This is a genomic window from Lederbergia graminis, from assembly GCF_042655485.1.
Taxonomy (GTDB): Bacteria; Bacillota; Bacilli; order Bacillales; family Bacillaceae_C; genus Lederbergia; species Lederbergia graminis.
Genome location: NZ_JBHSMC010000026.1, coordinates 19594 through 37996 on the forward strand (window position 1 = coordinate 19594; position 18403 = coordinate 37996).

General features: G+C 39.6%; 18 protein-coding genes. 4 read left to right on the plus strand and 14 right to left on the minus strand.

Annotated elements, in window-relative coordinates; genetic code table 11:
• Nucleotides 1-107: 107 nt before the first annotated feature.
• The 5 genes from ACFPM4_RS16935 to ACFPM4_RS16955 all read right to left on the minus strand — a co-directional run bounded on the left by ACFPM4_RS16935 (nucleotide 108) and on the right by ACFPM4_RS16955 (nucleotide 6924).
• Nucleotides 108-1004 (minus strand): hypothetical protein, encoded by an 897-nt coding sequence (locus ACFPM4_RS16935; protein WP_382354380.1) that lies wholly within the window; start codon nucleotides 1002-1004, stop codon nucleotides 108-110.
• A gap of 15 nt (nucleotides 1005-1019) precedes the next feature.
• Nucleotides 1020-1532, minus strand: a complete 513-nt coding sequence (locus ACFPM4_RS16940) for an RDD family protein (protein ID WP_382354383.1) — start codon at nucleotides 1530-1532, stop codon at nucleotides 1020-1022.
• 145 nt (nucleotides 1533-1677) lie between these two features.
• Nucleotides 1678-2097 (minus strand): hypothetical protein, encoded by a 420-nt coding sequence (locus ACFPM4_RS16945; RefSeq protein WP_382354386.1) that lies wholly within the window; start codon nucleotides 2095-2097, stop codon nucleotides 1678-1680.
• A 549-nt stretch (nucleotides 2098-2646) separates the two neighbouring features.
• Complete coding sequence (locus ACFPM4_RS16950; protein WP_382354389.1) at nucleotides 2647-6309, minus strand: ankyrin repeat domain-containing protein; 3663 nt, start codon at nucleotides 6307-6309, stop codon at nucleotides 2647-2649.
• 15 nt (nucleotides 6310-6324) lie between these two features.
• Nucleotides 6325-6924: a hypothetical protein gene (locus tag ACFPM4_RS16955; protein WP_382354392.1), complete on the minus strand. Its 600-nt coding sequence runs from the start codon at nucleotides 6922-6924 to the stop codon at nucleotides 6325-6327.
• Nucleotides 6925-7333: 409 nt separating this feature from the next.
• Between ACFPM4_RS16955 and ACFPM4_RS16960 the strand changes: the two genes are divergently transcribed.
• The 3 genes from ACFPM4_RS16960 (at nucleotide 7334) to ACFPM4_RS16970 (ending at nucleotide 8919) form a co-directional block, all read left to right on the plus strand.
• A complete protein-coding gene (locus ACFPM4_RS16960; protein WP_382354395.1) occupies nucleotides 7334-7705 on the plus strand; it encodes a hypothetical protein in 372 nt (123 codons plus the stop codon).
• A gap of 289 nt (nucleotides 7706-7994) precedes the next feature.
• Nucleotides 7995-8186 carry a hypothetical protein gene (locus ACFPM4_RS16965; RefSeq protein WP_144929192.1) on the plus strand — a complete coding sequence of 64 codons (192 nt, stop codon included), beginning with the start codon at nucleotides 7995-7997 and terminating at the stop codon, nucleotides 8184-8186.
• A gap of 178 nt (nucleotides 8187-8364) precedes the next feature.
• Nucleotides 8365-8919, plus strand: a complete 555-nt coding sequence (locus ACFPM4_RS16970) for a hypothetical protein (RefSeq protein ID WP_382354398.1) — start codon at nucleotides 8365-8367, stop codon at nucleotides 8917-8919.
• A gap of 118 nt (nucleotides 8920-9037) precedes the next feature.
• Here ACFPM4_RS16970 and ACFPM4_RS16975 read toward each other — a convergent pair whose 3' ends face one another.
• The 9 genes from ACFPM4_RS16975 to ACFPM4_RS17015 form a co-directional block, all read right to left on the minus strand.
• The gene (locus ACFPM4_RS16975) at nucleotides 9038-9835 is read right to left on the minus strand and encodes a sugar phosphate isomerase/epimerase family protein (protein WP_382354401.1); all 798 of its coding nucleotides are present in this window, start codon (nucleotides 9833-9835) and stop codon (nucleotides 9038-9040) included.
• A gap of 126 nt (nucleotides 9836-9961) precedes the next feature.
• Entirely contained in the window at nucleotides 9962-11044 is a 1083-nt protein-coding gene (locus tag ACFPM4_RS16980) for a Gfo/Idh/MocA family protein (protein ID WP_382354404.1), read from the minus strand.
• A gap of 35 nt (nucleotides 11045-11079) precedes the next feature.
• Nucleotides 11080-11829 (minus strand): alpha/beta hydrolase family protein, encoded by a 750-nt coding sequence (locus tag ACFPM4_RS16985; protein WP_382354406.1) that lies wholly within the window; start codon nucleotides 11827-11829, stop codon nucleotides 11080-11082.
• Entirely contained in the window at nucleotides 11798-12877 is a 1080-nt protein-coding gene (locus ACFPM4_RS16990) for a Gfo/Idh/MocA family protein (protein WP_382354409.1), read from the minus strand. Before ACFPM4_RS16990 ends, ACFPM4_RS16985 begins: the two co-directional genes overlap by 32 nt.
• Before the next feature lie 12 nt (nucleotides 12878-12889).
• Nucleotides 12890-13750 carry a class II fructose-bisphosphate aldolase gene (locus ACFPM4_RS16995; protein ID WP_382354412.1) on the minus strand — a complete coding sequence of 287 codons (861 nt, stop codon included), beginning with the start codon at nucleotides 13748-13750 and terminating at the stop codon, nucleotides 12890-12892.
• A 14-nt stretch (nucleotides 13751-13764) separates the two neighbouring features.
• Nucleotides 13765-15198: a xylulokinase gene (locus tag ACFPM4_RS17000; protein ID WP_382354415.1), complete on the minus strand. Its 1434-nt coding sequence runs from the start codon at nucleotides 15196-15198 to the stop codon at nucleotides 13765-13767.
• Nucleotides 15183-15932 (minus strand): glucosamine-6-phosphate deaminase, encoded by a 750-nt coding sequence (locus ACFPM4_RS17005; RefSeq protein ID WP_382354417.1) that lies wholly within the window; start codon nucleotides 15930-15932, stop codon nucleotides 15183-15185. The genes ACFPM4_RS17000 and ACFPM4_RS17005 overlap by 16 nt, the downstream gene beginning before the upstream one ends.
• Nucleotides 15933-15943: 11 nt before the next feature.
• Entirely contained in the window at nucleotides 15944-16240 is a 297-nt protein-coding gene (locus ACFPM4_RS17010) for a Dabb family protein (protein ID WP_382354420.1), read from the minus strand.
• Nucleotides 16237-17100: a sugar phosphate isomerase/epimerase family protein gene (locus ACFPM4_RS17015; RefSeq protein ID WP_382354423.1), complete on the minus strand. Its 864-nt coding sequence runs from the start codon at nucleotides 17098-17100 to the stop codon at nucleotides 16237-16239. The genes ACFPM4_RS17010 and ACFPM4_RS17015 overlap by 4 nt, the downstream gene beginning before the upstream one ends.
• Before the next feature lie 351 nt (nucleotides 17101-17451).
• Between ACFPM4_RS17015 and ACFPM4_RS17020 the strand changes: the two genes are divergently transcribed.
• The gene (locus ACFPM4_RS17020; protein WP_382354426.1) at nucleotides 17452-18186 is read left to right on the plus strand and encodes a GntR family transcriptional regulator; all 735 of its coding nucleotides are present in this window, start codon (nucleotides 17452-17454) and stop codon (nucleotides 18184-18186) included.
• Nucleotides 18187-18403: the final 217 nt, after the last annotated feature.

Consider the following 18403-nt stretch of genomic DNA (forward strand, 5'->3'; position numbering starts at 1 on the left):
TTTCACATAAAAATATTTGACAACTCCACTACAAAACCCTGCTATTGCACCAAAAAATTCCATTTGAATAGTGAGTGGCTGACTCACACGTATCCCTTTGTTTCTTATTAAAGTGGCTCCTCTTGCAGTTCATCATAAGTAAAAACCGTATTTTTAACATATGAATGCTCTAGCATTTCAGGTGCACATAAAAAGATAAAACTGACTCTATTATCTGTGAACTCAAAAACTAGCTTATTGGTATGATAGTCTACAACTACATACGAAGGTTGCGGATTTCCCGCTCTATATAAAATTTTATATGTAAAATTGATATACGCTTCTCTCACATCTTCAAATGAGGATCGTCTTCCAATACCTTCCTGTGTTTCCCATTGATCGAAGCTTCCACTTCTTCCCCAGCTAATTAATTGTACAACACCGTCTTTCATATAAAACGCGACAGGAAATTCCCGATAAATAGATAACCCTTCCCCATCAGTTCCATGTTCCACATCCCAACCAAAATGATTAGTGACAACATGTTGAGGTGTACCAATTTTTATCGTCTTACTAAATGCCGCCGCTTCATCTTGTTGGGCAAACGGATTATAATCCTCATCGATTTGGACTTCATCGGAAGCATATTCGTCTCCCATCTGATCACCCTCATCAGATATCTCGGTATGCTCCTCTTCCACAGGAATTTCATCCTCCACTAATTGCTCTTCCATAGGAACTTCATCGTTTTCTAACTGAACCCCAACCGTATCAGCTTCCTCATTCATGTCTAGATTCGAACTATCCCCAATAGATTCGTCGTTCGTCTCGTTCTCCATCGGGTAATTAGGGTCCTCATCATCTCCAAGAGCAAATGAAGTAGAATTCTCAACACCTGCAATTTCGTCAAAAATTTCCTGAAGTACTCGTTGTTTTTCCACTACTTCTGGATCACCTTGTGATATTACCAAGCCAATAGCGGTCGTCGAGATTACAATACTTAAAAATAAAATAAAACGCGCCATGACAACCTTCCTTCTCTATTTTTTCACCAGTACACAACCTGAAACGATATCGTGCAAGGTTTGTTTTTTCTCAGTGAAAACAGGCATGATGTAGCCGATTAACATCGTTATATTCGATAAAATATGCATGAAATATCGTGACGATGCTCTCCAAAAGGAAATCCGCTTCCCTTCCATATCACAAACAGATATTCCGGCGATTTTTTTACCAATCGTGCCTTGCCATGTAGAGCTCTCGAGTAACGCATAATATAACCAGGCAATGAAAAATCCTACTATAATATTGTAAGCATCATGAATTGGAAGCAAAAATACGGTAATGCAGTACAACAACCACAATAAAACATCGATGGTAGATGCGATCACTCTGCGGAAAAAGCCTGCATACATCACTTCTGGTTGGCTAGCAGCACTACGACTTCGTTCGTTGAGCTTTTCATGACTCGCATCACGCTGTAAAGACTTACCACACTTAAAACAAAATTTCTCCTCTTTATAAATCTCAAAACCACAATTCGGACAAAACATAAATCTACTCCATTTCTTTAATATGAAAAAACACCCCTACATTGACGATCAATATAGAGAGTGTTTTAAATAATCCTACTATTATCATAGTATGTAATTATAGCAAATCAATAGTTAATAGGAAAAAAGTCGAATTTTGTAGTTTTTAAGTACTGGTTTTATCCATCATTACTTCCGATAAATTAATTTTAATTTTTTCCCGTTTAGTCTCACGAAATCCTTGATCTTGTTCAGATAAACGAATCCAAAGCATGGAATTGATTAAAGATAGGTCTAAATCATCAATGGTTTTGATTTTTTTCTTTTGTAGAAAATTAATAAACCTTTTTACATCCTTAACTGCTTCAACAAATGAAATAATTTGGAACTCATTAACACTATGATAAATAAGATAATCGATTAAATGTTTCTTTTTTATAAAAGTTAAATACATAATGTTCGTATGTTCATATATAAATGAAAATAGACGATTCAACGTTTCCTGTGTTTGTAAGTCAATGTAAAGATCCTCAGCCTGGAATTGAAATTGTAATATTTTATATCGGGGCTGTTTTCTTTTTTTCACCTTTATCATTACCACCTATTTTTAACCTAAGAAGTTTTCCTAATATAACATTGTTCATTTGTGAGCATAATATTGTATAAAAAAGCTTATGTAACCATTTTGTTAACCTAACTTTTAAAGTTATTACTATGGAAACCGCACCTCACTATTGATTATTTTCGAGATAAAATACGGAATCTATTATGCTAGCGCGTATGGTGTAGTTTCTAAAGAGGTATAATGGTAGCAATTGATTCTGTTAGTGCCTCCTTATTTTGAGTTAGAATTTACGATTCGATTTGATATTAAACTATATAAATAATTTGTAAAGTGAAAAACGTCGAATTTTGTATAATTTTGCAGATGATTTTATATTTATGTAGGGACTTTTTACTATAAAAACTGCGGAATTTGCGTAATATAGGACAATAGAACCAAAAATTGTTTCGGTGCCAGGCACCCGAAAGATTCTGAATTGTTCGGGTGCCTGGCACCACAAACAGAGGCACCACAAACAGCCATTGGATTACTATTCCAATGGCTGTTTTGTTCTCCTTTGCAGTTTTCCACTTAATCCCTCGTCAATTCTATTACTTCTCCTTCTTGTAGGAAGTCGAAGTATAAATGAATCTTATCATTATTAATGAAGGTGATTTGCAGATCATTGTTACGTATATAAACTGTGTTCCCTTCAATTGCTTCTATCGAGTCTGTCGAAAGGGAATTGATGCTGCCTGTGTGGCCATTTTCATGAAAGCGAATGATCCACCCGACATATTGGGACTCTTCCACCGATATTTGCTTCACAAAGTGGTAATCGTCTGTCGGTTCAGCTGTATTTGTCCAGTAACCTTTTAAACGGACAAAGGTGTTTGCTTTTGCTTCTTCAAACGCCTTCTCAGCCGCTATCAAATCGTGCTGCTCTTTTACATTACTTTGGAAAACAGATTGTGTCACACGGTCATATTTATAGTGAAAAGCAGAAAGTAGATCTTCTTCAAAGTCATAGTTTAAATAACTAGGCCCAACTAGAAGACTATCATCCCAATCCTTTGTAATCTCCTCTATATTTTCTTCTCCATCCTGAATTTGAGTAAAATAATAACTGCTGTCCTTTTTTTCTATTTTTGCAACTACATTAGACTCTTCCCCATCATTCAGTGGTCGCCGTTTCCAATAGCCAATTATTTTTTCCTTTGTAAAATCAGCTTGTTCCGGTGCATCATTTTCTTCCAGTAACGCAATCATATCTGTAGGATAATTGCGATTCGCAATCGTTAATAACGTATCTCCCGACTGATTTGCTACTGATAAATCAACATCATGAGCAATCAATAATTTTACAAGCTCTAAGTTATTATTACTTACGGCAGATACGATCAATGGTTCACGATCAACATTTACCCCATTTGGATCAGCACCTATTTTCAACAATCTTTCCACCATCACCAAATCATTTTGCTCGATAGCAACAAGTAGTTTGTCTTGCAGATTTATCCCATCTACTCCTATCAAATCGTAAACTTCAAGGTATCCTTTTTCTAAAGCATAATCGCTCGCAGTCTTTCCAGAACTATCTTTAAATTGTAGATTCGGCTTATATTTTAACAATCCGGATAGCAACTCTGTATCATTTTTAATAGTTGCTAAAATTACAGGCGTGCGTTTTTCACTGTCCGTGCTGTTAATACTCACTCCTGTTTTTATTAACTCAGAGATTATTTCAAGACTCCCTACATTTGCGGCTGCAATCATCGATTGACCGTCCACTACAGCACCAGCATCGAGGAACAGCTTCACCATCTGAAGATCTTTTTTATTAATTGCAGCAAATAACTTCGTTTGCGGTATCGGCAGTTGTCTAATTGCTAGCACTTGTTCTATTAAAGAATGATTGCTAGAAAGGATTGCACCATCAATAATGCTCATCAAATCTGCTTCCGTTAACCGTTCATCATGCTTCACATGCTCTAACAGAAACTCAATCATTGTAGTCTGACGACGATTTACCGCTATTTGAAGTGCATGTCCACTACTTCCTTGCTGTAAAACATCTGCACCTAATTCTAGTAAAACTTTCACCAGTTCTACATCACCATCAGAAACTGCTTGTTGAATCGGGAGTAATCCAGCTTCATTCGCCTTATTAATATCGCCACCATACTCCATCAATAGATCCAAATAAGCCATGTTCTCTCTTTTTATCACATCAAAAATAAGTGCTGCTTCATTTGGATTTGCCCCATGCTCTAATAAAAGGCGAGACATCTCCATATCTTCGTTCGCCACCGCAATCGATAATGGCGTATCACCATCTCGATTGGCAGCATTGACATCGACTCCATAATCAAGCAGGCGCTGTACGGAATCTTGATCTCCACGTTCTACTGCCTTACTTAAAAGTGTGATCAAATCACCTTTAAAACGTCTCTCATCTACATTGGCGTTCTCTAATAAATAGAACACTCGATTCATATCTAATTTTTTAATTGCCTTTGCTAATGCCGAATGATCAATATGCGTCTGAAGCGTTGGTACTTCTACCTTTTCAAAATAGTAACGATCGAGGGCAGGCGGTATTAATTTCCCTGTTTGTCCAAAAACAACTCCATTTGTGATAAAAAATAGGAAGAATAATAGCGGAAATACATATCTTAGTTTTAAAACCTTATATTTATCGGTAAAATCTTGGTATTTTGCGATGGAACGACTAACAGCTACAACTCCTAGCTTCTGTAAAAAAGCTTTTCGTTTTAAGAAACGCATAAAACGATCATCATCTTCAATATGACTATCTTTTAAACTTTTCTCATAGTTTTCTAATACCTGTTGATAAGGAATTGCAAGTCGCTTTTCCTTCCTTGTTTGTAACACAAAATATGTAAATGCCTGTATCATCTGTAGTACTGGTTGTGACGTAACTTCTTTTTTCTCCACAACATTGTTCAGGATTTCTGTGGTAGCCAGTAACGTTTCTGAATTGCGTACACTCGCTATCATCATTCGAATACAAACTTCTTCTATTGACTGCAAAGGCACATGTGCTATTGCTTGCGATTCACGAACAGAGATTGGCAATTTAGTTAACAGCTCTCCATACAGCTGTAAAGCTTGTTCATACTTTCCTTGTTTCCAATACGCTTGATCAATTTGGTATATGTACACACCGTAGCGGAACAACTGTGATTTTTCCAATAAGGTGCGTGTTTGCCCAGCAGGGATTACTTTACCTGCAGTTTTATTTGCTGAGAAATACTGAACTAGATTGGTCGTCAATTGTTGCGCAAACGAAAAATTGTTTGCACCTAATGCTTTGCACAATAATTGCTCGTTTTCGTCCATCCAATGCGCCAATCTTTGTTGTTCTGACTTTTTTACCTCTAATTTAAATGTATACCGTTTACGAGAAAAATTGGTGATAACATATCCCAAGTCATCGAAGTCTGTTGCTACCTTTTTAAAATATCCACCAATTAAAGTAAAAAATAAGATATGTAATTCCTGTCTAATCCTTGTTTTCGCTGTCTCCCAGCCACTTATAATCACACGCCAAGTTTCCCTTACATTTTGAAGAGATGCTTCGATATACGGATCATTGTTTGTGAGAGAACCGACAACTTTTCGAGACGCAATTCCTCCTACAGGCCCTGCTAAAAGGGAACCAACGATCCCTGCTCCGATTTTAAGTGCTACATTTCCACCTTGTTTCTCTGCTAATTTTTTCACAAAATCAAAGTGTTCCTGCAATGCTTCCCCATGATTTTGCAACAGTTGAATTAATCCTCTTGTTTCTTCCATCACATAATGGGAGTATGCTTTAAAAATAGATTCATTCGCTTTGTACCTTTTTAAAATAGTAGAAAAATCATTCGCAGTCGTTACTTTCTTGTAAAAGCGCTCATATGTTTCTTGCACATGCTTCATATGTAGGTTTTTGTTTAATATATCGATAAACATTTGCGGATGGAGAAGTTTATAATACTCTTTCATCAAATCATTTCTCGCAGATTTTGTAGTTTCCGAGCTTTCGAGTCTTTTCTCAATTTTTTCGATACGCTTAAAAACCCACTTCCTTATGGAACCATTCATTCGTTCTATCTCTTGATCTGCAAGTTCATTTATGTACTTATATACATCATCATAAAGTGTTTTACTTATACTATTTTTCAGCTCATTTGCCAACATTTGCATTTGGCGATTTGCATCTTTATATGGTTTTTTCATTGTATTCATCTTCTTGACTTCTCCTTAAATCCAATCAAGGAAATCAAGTCCATCTAACATATCAACTGACTGAACAGCATCTATGGCATCTAAACTATTACCAAAGCCTGGCATCACCATATCCGTATAGGAAACAAATGATTGATGACCGGAAAAGGAATCAAAGATGGAACTCATATCCGTCACATTCGCTTGCATATCGATATATGGCCCATGTTCAGGAGAAATACCTAGAAGCTGCATATCACTAGAATAAATCGACTCCCCAACCTCTGTATCGAAGCTAATTGTCTGTAATGACATATCCGGCCCGTATACATGTTCTCCTCCAAATACATTCTCACTAGTAAAAGCAACTTGCTGGAAGGAGTCATTCATAATCGACTCACCCCCGACAGAATTGGGAATCGTTGTTCCAATCACACCATTCATCGTATCCGTAATCGTAGTCCCACCATGAACATTACTGCTAGCAAAAGCAATTATATTACCCGTAGTTGTATCAATGATTGCATCCTGCCCCACACCCCAAGGCTGTACTACTGTTCCATCTAAAGGAACTCCTAACGCTTTTAACTTCTGCGCTAGCCCTTCCTGCGCATACGCCTCATCAAACAAACTCATTTCAATACCCCCATGAAAGAAATTAATACTATTATACTATTAAAATAGGATAATGGACCTAACAAAACATCCCTTTATGTGAAAATTTCAACATTTATATTTCTCGAACGCTAAACAATCATAAGTGCTGATATGACAAAAACCACGGAAAATCATCCCATTATTTCCTAAGAAATATTAAAATCTGTCAATGTTTCCTATCGTTCTTGATCAAAGAGGTAACCTTCATTGCATGTTCTAAATTTCAACATCAGGCTAAAAACAAAGTGTAGTAGATTATACCAACTAGTTACGCTAGAATTAAGATAGAAAAGCTTTTTTATGAGGTATTGGAACATATAGTATTATTAGTTAATATCATATATCAAGCGACCGATTTTCTTAATCTGCGAAGTAAGGGTGTTGAACGATGGAAAAAAGCAATGAGTTGCATAAAGAATGGATTCATCCGTTTTGGATACATATTGATGGAATGCAGATTGAAATGGATGGTGGAATATACGAGGGCTATGTTCGTATGTTCGCAAATTATTATTTTTGGGAAGAAGAAAGCATTGTTGGTATTGGCGAAGTCTCTACTAAACGTCACGAAATAAAAGATGCAATTCTTATTGCGATGAAAAATGCAATTACCGATTTACTTGCAGAAATTAAACATCACCCAATTGACTTTTGGGAATCAGAAAAACCAATTACGAATGAAAAAGTCTACTTCTCGATGTATCATTCGGAATCGTTGGAAATAGATTATCTAGATGATTCACCGGATGCTGGTGAATGACCCGCTAACTCGAGAATAGGCAATAAAATTTTACGAATAGAAGTGATTACCTAACACTCTAATATGAGTAGGTAATTACTTCTTTTTTTGTTCAAATGACGTTTTGTAATTACCTACGCTAGAAGATTATGAAGGTAAATGATGATAGACATTTTCCCTGAAAATGCACGTTTATACTACAAAATCATAGGAATTTTTATCATCTTTCAGTGGGTTTAGTATATTGGTTTATACAATAATTACAGACCGACATATTTTATTGTACAACCATTAGAGGGAGGTGCATTAAATGACAGGAAAAAGAAGAAACAATAGTAGAAATATCTTTATTGATGCAGACAATGTATTTATTAACGCAGATAGAATTGTAATCCGTGCAGATGAGCTTATTGTAAAAGAGAACAATGGTCCATTTTCTAATCAGAGTAATAATGTCCAAGGGGATAGTAATAATGGAAGGCAAGAAGATTTTGAATGGTAATAAACTAGTATTTTCTACGGTGTTCCATTAGATTTTCATTCACTCAAAGAGATGTTGGGGACCTGGCATAAATAAAATTCCACCACTTTCCCTCCTAGGTAGTGCGTGTTCTGCCCGGTCCCGCTTTTTCGTAGTATACTATAAGTATTAATTGTATAGGTCAAAAGGAGCAACTATGATGGAAGCAGAAAAAGAGATATATTGTTGGCAATGTGGAAAAAAAGCTAGTAGTAAAACAAGTTTTTGTAGTGATTGTGGTGCTAGGTTATTTAATGGGGAAGACCAGCTCCCTGCTGCAAGAACTGTAGCAAATCAAATGGATAGTATTAAGAAGAAACTAGTAAAAGTCGACAAAAAAGTATTTTACTCAGTAGGTGCAATTATCATTGTTATTATAGGCATTTTATTTTATAGCCTACAAAAAGAGAAACCATCTGAAATTGTAGAATTATTTATCAATGAGACAGTTGAGTCAAACTGGGATCAAGCGAATACATATGCATTCGAAGAATTTGATTACTTAAAAATGAGAAACCTCTCCCAACGATTTCCACTAAGTGGAAGTCCTTACTTTGTAGATGAATTACAATTAATAAAAGAAGAAAAATCTGGTGATAAAGCAACCGTCACATACAAACTAATCTTCACGAATGGCAGAAGAGAAAATGTAACATTCGAATTGCTTAAAAACGAAGGCAAATGGCTCATAACAAATTATCGCGAAGAATACTAAGACAGGCGTGTGGGTTGTGTGGGTGCCAGGGTTGTGTGGGTGCCTGGCACCGGAACGATTCTGAATTGTTTTGGTGCCTGGCACCCGATCTATTCTGAATTGTCCGGGTGCCTGGCACTTAGACCTGTAGTGCTTGTTTCAAGTAATTTATTGATATTTTAGTATCTTCCACCAGTGAACGTTGTGGATGATTATCTTCTCGATGCCATAGTTCGAACGTAAGCCAACCTTGATAATTGATATCACTCAACAAATGGATAAGTTTTTGCATATCTATATCTCCACTTGTAATATTCTCTGAAGGAATGGCACCATGTTGATTCCGCAAATGAAATGAGTAGACTCGCTCTGGGTATTTCTCTATCCACTCTAATGGATTCATTCCTGCTACATGTGCCCAACCTGTATCGATACAGAGACCAACCTCTTTACTCGAATATTCAATGACAGACCGCAAATCACCTTCAGCATTGTGTTTATCATCCGCATGATTATGCATACTTACTTTCAAACCGAGGTCCCTTACTGCATCCGCAATATTTGACAGATGCTCTCCTTGACGCTTAAACTCATCTTCTGTTTTCTTAAGAGCAACACCCCAGCCGCCTTTTGGATCAGCATTTATTAGTAGATCCCTTCCATTGACTTCGGATAACCTTCTTGCAACTGGCATGACGGTTTCTTCTATATTAATGGACGATTCGTGTAATGGTAATCCAATATAAGAGCCTGAAATCGCAAATCCATATGACTTCGCCAACTGTACAATCTCCGGCTGTGCGTCGACTTCCACTGCATCTAACCCAGCCTCTGCACAAGAACGGAATATCTCATCCAAAGATGGCTCTTCCTTAAAATCCATCCAATGCCTCTCATACCAACCATACATCCCCGACGAAAAACCTAATATATTCATACACCTTACCTCCCTCTCGGTGCCTGGCACCGGAACTATTCCGAATTGTTGGGGTGCCTGAATTGTTTGGGTGCCTGGCACCGGGAATTTTCTGAATTGTACCCGAATTGTGTGGGTGCCAGGCACCTAAGCACTTACAACTTCCTCCACCACTGCCCCTGCCCCGGTTTCTGCTGCTTTATATAGGGCTTGTAGGCATTTGAAGTTGAAGATTGCTTGTTCGTTTGTTAATGCTGGGGAAGGTTCGCCTTTCACTTTGCGGTAGAAGTAATGGATCGGGTGGTCCATGTAGTCTATCGCGTTAGTGTTCGCTAATTCGACTTCCTCTGTAACGACTTCCCCGTTTTTATCAGTGCGGAATATCACCTTATCGGATTCGAAGTAAGGCGACCATTCCACCGCTCCTTTAGTACCTTCAATTTCAACGAGATGATACGGTTTCCCATGTGTACAATGAGCCCGCTCGTAATGTACCCAAATCGATTTCCCCTCCGCGTGATATTTCAACATCGCACCTACGTGGCCTTCCACATCATATACTGTATCAACTGGATCCACTTCCGTTTGCGGTTTGCTCGTCCATGCAGCCGTAACCTCTACGGAAGTTGGTTTTAAAATGTCATTTATGACCGTAAAATCATACGGTCCCCAGTCCATGACAATTCCTCCACCGCTTTTAGAACGGTCTAAAAACCACTTACTTTCTGGCTGATATTCGACACCCGGTCTCCCCCTTTGACCGCGATGAATAAACGTCACCTTATATATATCACCGAGCTGATTAGTCTCTAGCAACCTTTTAATTTCATCCAATTTAGGTAACCCAATAAAGCGAACACTACAGCAACCCAATTGTCGATTATTCCGTCTAGCAATCTCCAATAATTCGTCAGCCTCTTCCTCATTCATTACAAGAGGTTTTTCACATAAAACATGTCGACCAGATTCCAACGCCATTTTACTTAATGAAAAATGGGTGAATGGCGGAGCACAAATAACAACAATATCGTCATCTTGTGCCTCACCAGCAAGCATCTCCTGTGCATCCAAAAACGTTTCTGCTTCTGGATACAGAGCCTGAAAATCACGTAAAACCTGAGGATTCGTATCAGCCACTATAAGTGTTACTTCATCCGCGTTGTCTAGTTTTCGAATCGCCTCGGCATGCGACCTGGCAATTACCCCAGCACCTATTAAGTAAAAATTCATGTTCACACCTCGTTTTCTAGTTTTCTCATAAACATCTAGTTCCGTACATGTCTCCTAAACCAATCAGCGGTTAGCTCTATTACCGCATCTTTAAGTTTAAACGATGAAAATTGATGATCCCCATTATCTAACCATGTCACTTCAACACCAAAAGCATGTGCATTTTCAATCGGTACTTCCTCATCGTCTGTTCCATGAAAAAGAGTCGTTTTCGCTTTTACAGCCTTCATCGATTCCACCGGATTCAGAAAGTCCAATCCATCTAGAAATCCTTTTCCGACCTTCCAGCCTAACCAATCCGTCCATCCTTGTTGCTCGATTTCCTGTAAATGAGAAGCCTGGAAAAAGGAACGAAACACTTTTACCGGATAAGCGACAGGTGCCAATAGGGACAAGGCGCGAACACACTCTGTTTCCGAGGCTAATTGAACCGCTAGCATTCCACCTAAACTGAAGCCGACAACGCCCAATCGATCGCTATCCACTTCTGGCTGCTCCGCTAAAAACTGAAGTGCAGCCCGCGCATCTGCAAGACCACTCTCTATCGTAAAATCAACAAACTCTCCATCACTTTCCCCTTGGCCACGATAATCAAATCGCAAAACAGCGAATCCTTGCTGACAAAGTTCCCGCGCCATTTGCACATGTAAATTATGAGGACCTACGGCCGTATCGGCAAAGCCCGGGATAATTAAAACCCCAGGAACTTTGCCTTTCGTTTCACTTGGTACATGCAAGGTCCCGCGAATAACCTCACCCTCTACCGGAAACTGAATCGGTTGCATAAGCATTCCTCTCTTTTGACCAAGGAAATGTTGATTCGATTGCGATTCTTCTGCCTGTCTCCGCTGACTTCAAACTCGCAATCATAATCTCTAACACATGAACTGCATGCTCTCCATAAATTGCTGGTTCTTTCCCTTCCGCCAAGCATTCCGCAATATATGTTGCACCGCCAGCCCAATGATATCCTTCTTGATCTTTCGCAACGGTATCCCATTCGCCAGATTTGGAAGTGAAGACACGAACCCCTCTTGGCTCCCAATCATAACCTTCCATTGCAACTGTACCTTCCGTCCCAATCACTTGAATCGTCCAGTCATCCAATTGATTTTTATACGTAAAACCTGTTTGGATAACAGAGAAAACAGCATCTCCGTGATCTAAAATAATCGCTGTATTATCATCTGCTTCAACGGTTGTTAACTCTCCATCCACGACTCTTTCCGGTATTGCCGCACCCGCCATGGCGACAACACTTTTTACAGGACCTAATAAACCAGTCAAAGTCGTAACATTATAGACACCTAAATCAAACAGCGCACCGCCACCGTTTTTATAAAACCATTTGCCCCAGCTTGGACCTTCCCAGCCATAAATTCCATGAGCAGTAGTTGCTTTTCCGAGCTCTCCTGATGAAATTAAAGCAGCCATCTTTTGATAAGCTGGCGATAGCAGTGTGAATGGTGCGCCCCAAATGCCGACTCCCTTCTTTTTCGCAACTTCCAGCAACTCATACGCTGTGCTCAAGTCGGTCGCAATCGGCTTTTCACACCATACGTTTCTTCCTTTTTCTAGCGCCAATTTATTAATCGGACCATGGAGGTTCATCGAAGTTAAGTTGACCAATAACTCAAAATCAACCTCTTCCAGCAATTGTTCCACATCCCCAAAATAGTGAGGAAGGTGGTAGTCTTCCGCATGTTTCTTTGCTCTTTCCACCTGATTGTCACAAACAGCTACCAATTCCACATGCTTACTCTTCAATAACTGAGGAATATATGAATGCGATACAACTCCACAACCCACAATTGCAACTCGAATTTTGCTCATTTTCTTCTCCTCCTAATATTTAAAATCACTGCCCCAAACTTTGATTTTCGCTTCCACAACATCCTGAACAGCTGGTCTTACTCCTGATAAAACTTCTGTGATGCTCGTCGTATTCGGATTTTGCGATAATGATTGTTTAATAGACTCCACAGCTGCCTTCGAAAGGTCCGCATAATAGTTGATTTTTGCCATCCCATTTTCCATTAACTGTTGATATGTGTCTTCGGTTAAACCAGACCCTCCATGAATGACCAATGGAACCGGAACCGATTTATTAATCGCTCTTAATCGTTCAAAATCAATCCGAGGTTCCCCTTTTAAAAGACAGTGGACCGTTCCGACCGAAACCGCTAAGCAATCAACACCTGTCTCTTCCACAAATTTCTGTGCATCTTCCACTTCTGTGTAAATAGGCTCGTCTGATTCCATCCTGGAACCGTGGTCTCCTTCATGACCGGATACATAACCGAGTTCCCCTTCAACGGAAACATTTACTGCATGCGCAATCTTAACAATTTCCTTTGTCACTGCAATGTTTTCTTCCAGCGGCAAATGAGCCGTATCCACTTGCACACTTGTAAAACCGCAACGAATTGCTTGCACTGCCATCTCTAAATCCGTACCGTGATCAAGATGTAATGCGACTGGAATCGGTGCATTTTCTGCTAATTTCACCAGACTTGGTGCGAGTGATTCCATATCAACATAATCAAAATGGACTGCCGCTGTACTCAATATGAGCGGTGACCCTACACGACTAGCCCCAGCCACAATCGCTTCTGCAAATTCCATATTGATTAAATCAAATGCCCCTATTGCATACTTTTCCTGACGTGCCCTCTGTAACATTTCATCCAAATTTACTAATGCCATGATTTCCTTCTCCCTTACGTATATTGTTTCTCTACTTCACCATATAGCGCATATACTTTTTCATAAATTTCACTTCTGACGCTATCTGGGTAAAAGCGATTGCTATCCCGTTTCGTTCCAATGAAAAAATCTTCTCCGAGCGCCAGTGCCACCGTTCTTGCAGCTCCAAGCGCTGTCGTATCAACGAGTGGTGCAGTGTCAATTGGCACTTGAAAAATATCTGCCTTCAATTCATTCCATAAGTCGTTTTTCGCTCCACCACCACTTACACAAACATTTGTTATCGGTTCTCCTGGAGACGTCATCAGCTCAATTTGTTGCTTGAGCGCAAATGTAATCCCTTCCAATACTGCTCTCGCCAAGTGCCCCGCTCCATGTTCCAGCTTCAATCCTATAAAAGCACCAGGCATGTTCGAGTTATTGCGTTCTCCCCCATCTAAATATGGGTAGAAAAAGAGACCATCTGCACCTGGCGAAACGTTTCTAGCAGCAGCGATAAGTGACTCAAAACTCATCCCTAGTAATTGCGATAACCACGTAACAGCTAATCCTGTTGTATTCATTCCGACTTCCAAACACCATTCTCCATCCACTACATGTGGATACGTATTCACAAACGGCTTCGTAACAAGCTTCGGAGTTATCAAATGCAGACATGTCGTACTGCCGGAAATATCATAGAGCACGTTCTCATCCGCATTCCCTGAGCCAAAAACAGCACATACACTATCCGCTCCACCTACCGCGACAGGGATATCAGGAGGGATCCCGATTAATTGTGCGGCTTTCTCATGCATACTGCCTAATAGACTAGTAGATGAATAGACTTCCGGCCATTGCAACTGCCCAAGGTCTAATTGTGTTAACCATTCCTTGATCCAACTCTTTTCCTGCAAATCATACGCCAATGTACAAGCGGCATGAGTTGGATCCGTTGCAACCGTTCCAGTTAAAAACCAACCGATATAATCGCGCGGTTGCACGACTGTTGCTCTCGAAATAAAGTATTCCGGGTGATGTTTTTTCAACCACATCAGTTTTGGTAAAAGATAAAAGGAACTCGGATGTTGACCAGTTCTCCTCTGAATTTCTTCGCTTCCAAATAACGCAACCAACTGCTCCGTCTCTTCAGCCGCTCTATTATCGGAATACAAGATACCCTTATCGAGAACTTTCCCATTATCGTACAAAAATGTAAAAGTTGGACACTGACCTGTTAGTCCAATTCCTTTTATTTTCTCCGTTTCTGAACCCAACCGCTCTGCTACTTGCTGTAGAGAAAAAATCGTCGCATCCACCCACTCTTGTGGATGTTGCTCTGCATGACCAGTTGAAGAATAATGAACGTTTATTTTCGCCCTTCCCTCTGCAACTACTTCTCCTTGACCAGTAAAGGCAACGGTTCTCACCCCGGAAGTACCGATATCCACGCCTAAGTAGATTGCCATACACTCTCCTCCTGCATGAAAAGCTGTGCAGCATCCTTATCTGCTATGACGGTAAGTTGCTCTGCTAATCGTAAAAACGATGCTGGAAACTCACTTGTCACCGGTCCCTTTAACGCTTTGTATAAAGCTTCTGCTTTTTTCGTACCTGAAGCTAATAATACGATTTTTTTAGCTGCTAAAATTTCCGACATGCCAATTGTCATTGCACGGTCTGGGACTTCGTGGTTCCAGTATTGAAAATTATATTCCTTCGTTTCTTCTGATAGAGTGACGACACGGGTTCGACTATTTTGCTTCGTACCAGGTTCGTTAAAGCCGATATGTCCGTTCGTCCCTAGCCCTTCAATGATTATATCTAGACCACCATACTGTTCTATTTGTTGACTAAAGTATTCGCACTCCTTATCTGGATGAAGGGCATCTCCTTTTAAACGAATAATTTGATCTGGCTTTATGTCACAAGGCTGAAGCAAACTTCTTTTTAACCAATTGTAAAGGCTAAAATAAGCATCTTCAGATATGCCTAAATATTCTTCTGTGGAAAAAATCGTCGTTTCTCTTAGGGAAATTTGCTCCGATTGCTGCAACTCAATTAATTTTTCATATAAACGCAATGGTGTATTCCCAGTCGTTAACGCTAGTGTCGCAGCGGGCTTCTGCTTGAGCAAAGAAACGACAATTTCGGCAGCAGCTGCACTCATTTCCTCATAATTCTCGGTAATAATCAGCTCCATTCCATCAAGCCTCATTCGTGAATTTCGTAATCTGTTGTGATACGATCGACAGCCATTGGTCTAAAATGTTCATCTGCAAACTCAACATGAATTGGATGGTCGCGATACGTTTCAATGACGCTACGATCCCGAAAATCTACTGCAATCGTATATTTATACTTTGCATTTTCAGCAACGGCAGTACCATACGTTACACCTAATACGCCCGGAATTTCGGATAACACTCTTTTTCCTTTTTCTAACATCTCAATACATTCTTCATGTGTCGCATCTTCTCTAATATTAAAAACAATTAAATGCTTAATCATTTTACGATCACTCCTACTTTCTCTTTTGCTTTATTGTATTGTTCTATGACGAACGCCCGCGTTTCCGCAACCTCTTCTTCCTGGAGATGCTCTAAAATAAACGGTCCCTCATATCCTACTCGTATGAGTTGCTCCATGAACAATGGATAATCGATTTGCCCTTTTCCTGCTCCAACGAATAAGAAATGTCCGTTTGGATCTGGCAAACAATCCTCTACATGGACAAGCCCTAAATATGGTTCCATCTCCGTAAATGCCTGTGGTAAAACCTCTGCTTGCTTGTTCAATGTGATTCGGTTTAAAAGTCCAGCTGGATCCGCAACTAGCGTAACATTATCTAAACCTAGCTTTTCGATAAAACGAGCGGATCTTTTGGCATCGTAAGCGATATTCATCACATACGGTTCAAATCCTAACTGAACGTTTAATTCCTTCGCCTTCAATGCGAGCGGACGAACAGTTTCTACTAATTCTTCCAAAGCTTCATCTGTTACATTGGCTGGATCCCAATCCCAATCACTAGCTGGATGGAATGTTCCAGTTTCCGAACAAACCATTTTCGCTCCAACTTGCGATGCTAACTTTATAAGTCCTAGGAAGCGCTGATGAACCTTTGCACGCTTTGCTGGATCCGGATGGATTAGGTTGCTATAACCACCAATCGCAACGATTTCTACTCCTACTTTTTCAAAAGCAGATTTGATTCTGGCACCTATTTCCGGCTGTGGATTGTCTAAATCGATTTCCAAGCCAGGGAAAGAATCAAGAACGACACTATCTAGTTCAAAATCACGTATCTTCTGTGCCAGTTCTTCAATCGTGTTTGCCTTAATCCACTGTGTAAAAACTCCAATTTTCATATGTACACTCCCTTTCTTAAATTTGATTTCGGGGTCACTTCGCCAATTTATACCTTGGACATGACCCTAAAATTCATAATGTGCTAATGTCCGTACATTTAATAATAAAAAATAAAACCCTTACATTTTCTTAGATGCTTACATGTGGTATTATCAAATTATTAAACTATTCAATTTAATTTTATAGTATGGTATAGTGCAAACTAAAGTCAACCTATATTTGGAATCTTTTTCAGAATGATGTCCTTCCTATTTGGGATTTCGTTGTATAATGTTCGGACATTATCTCCTTTTATTTTATGATTTATAATATAAAGATAGAACGATACTAGTTTTTAAAGAGGGATTTTTATGAAGAAATTACAATTAGATAGTAAAATGCCGTTATATGCGCAGTTAAAAGATATATTAAAAAAGCAAATAACAGAGCAGGTATGGAAGCCTGGTGACACCATTCCACCAGAATCTGTCCTTGTAAAAGAATATTCCGTAAGCCGCTCCACCGTTCGTCAAGCGATTAACGAATTGGTACAAGAAGGATTTTTAACTCGGCAACGCGGTCGGGGAACATTTGTAAAGCAACCAAAACTCGAAGTTGGCTTACAAAAACTATATAGCTTCACGGAAGACATAAGTGCAAAAGGAATGCGACCAGAATCTCGCTTGCTAGAGTTCGATATTGTCGTGGCCAAACAGGATGTTATTAAGGCTCTCAACCTCAACGAAGGCGACCTAGTTTGTAAGATTGTTCGTCTTCGCCTTGCAAATGACGAGATCATCATGGTCGAGACTACCTATCTCCCATTTGATATTTGTAGCAACTTAACAAAAGAAGATTTGGAGTCCGCTCCCTTATACTCGATACTCGAAGAAAAATACAATATATCGATCGAACGCGCCATTGACTACTTCGAACCAGTCATCGTCGACAGCCTAAACTCGAGCCTCCTGGACGTACCAAAAGGATCCGCAGCCCTTTACCTCGTCCGCATCGGCTCCGACCAACAAGGCACACCCATCGAACTATCCCAATCCTACGTCCGCGGAGACCGGAGCAGATACTACGTAGAACTAATCAAACAATAATGGGCAGTTGTTTGGGTGCCTTTGCTTCGGTGCCAGGCACCTAAACTATTCTGAATTGTGCGGGTGCCTGGCACCGGATCTATTCTGAATTGTCTTGGTGCCTGGCACTCGTCACTAGCGTTGCATAGATTGAAATAAATTGAATGAATAGATAATTTTTCCATTTGACTTTTCGGATTAGAATAAAAAACGAGGATCTGGTTCTAAGATGAATCAG

Excerpts from the sequence above, each read along its gene's own strand:
- ACFPM4_RS17020 (WP_382354426.1), top strand. The coding sequence starts at position 17,452 with ATGAAGAAATTACAATTAGATAGTAAAATGCCGTTATATGCGCAGTTA.
- ACFPM4_RS16995 (WP_382354412.1), bottom strand. The coding sequence starts at position 13,750 with ATGGCATTAGTAAATTTGGATGAAATGTTACAGAGGGCACGTCAGGAA.
- ACFPM4_RS16980 (WP_382354404.1), bottom strand. The coding sequence starts at position 11,044 with ATGAATTTTTACTTAATAGGTGCTGGGGTAATTGCCAGGTCGCATGCC.
- ACFPM4_RS16960 (WP_382354395.1), top strand. The coding sequence starts at position 7,334 with ATGGAAAAAAGCAATGAGTTGCATAAAGAATGGATTCATCCGTTTTGG.
- ACFPM4_RS17000 (WP_382354415.1), bottom strand. The coding sequence starts at position 15,198 with ATGGCAATCTACTTAGGCGTGGATATCGGTACTTCCGGGGTGAGAACC.
- ACFPM4_RS16970 (WP_382354398.1), top strand. The coding sequence starts at position 8,365 with ATGGAAGCAGAAAAAGAGATATATTGTTGGCAATGTGGAAAAAAAGCT.
- ACFPM4_RS16955 (WP_382354392.1), bottom strand. The coding sequence starts at position 6,924 with ATGAGTTTGTTTGATGAGGCGTATGCGCAGGAAGGGCTAGCGCAGAAG.
- ACFPM4_RS17005 (WP_382354417.1), bottom strand. The coding sequence starts at position 15,932 with ATGGAGCTGATTATTACCGAGAATTATGAGGAAATGAGTGCAGCTGCT.
- ACFPM4_RS16965 (WP_144929192.1), top strand. The coding sequence starts at position 7,995 with ATGACAGGAAAAAGAAGAAACAATAGTAGAAATATCTTTATTGATGCA.
- ACFPM4_RS16940 (WP_382354383.1), bottom strand. The coding sequence starts at position 1,532 with ATGTTTTGTCCGAATTGTGGTTTTGAGATTTATAAAGAGGAGAAATTT.
- ACFPM4_RS16975 (WP_382354401.1), bottom strand. The coding sequence starts at position 9,835 with ATGAATATATTAGGTTTTTCGTCGGGGATGTATGGTTGGTATGAGAGG.
- ACFPM4_RS16950 (WP_382354389.1), bottom strand. The coding sequence starts at position 6,309 with ATGAATACAATGAAAAAACCATATAAAGATGCAAATCGCCAAATGCAA.
- ACFPM4_RS16985 (WP_382354406.1), bottom strand. The coding sequence starts at position 11,829 with ATGCAACCGATTCAGTTTCCGGTAGAGGGTGAGGTTATTCGCGGGACC.
- ACFPM4_RS16935 (WP_382354380.1), bottom strand. The coding sequence starts at position 1,004 with ATGGCGCGTTTTATTTTATTTTTAAGTATTGTAATCTCGACGACCGCT.
- ACFPM4_RS16990 (WP_382354409.1), bottom strand. The coding sequence starts at position 12,877 with ATGAGCAAAATTCGAGTTGCAATTGTGGGTTGTGGAGTTGTATCGCAT.
- ACFPM4_RS17010 (WP_382354420.1), bottom strand. The coding sequence starts at position 16,240 with ATGATTAAGCATTTAATTGTTTTTAATATTAGAGAAGATGCGACACAT.
- ACFPM4_RS17015 (WP_382354423.1), bottom strand. The coding sequence starts at position 17,100 with ATGAAAATTGGAGTTTTTACACAGTGGATTAAGGCAAACACGATTGAA.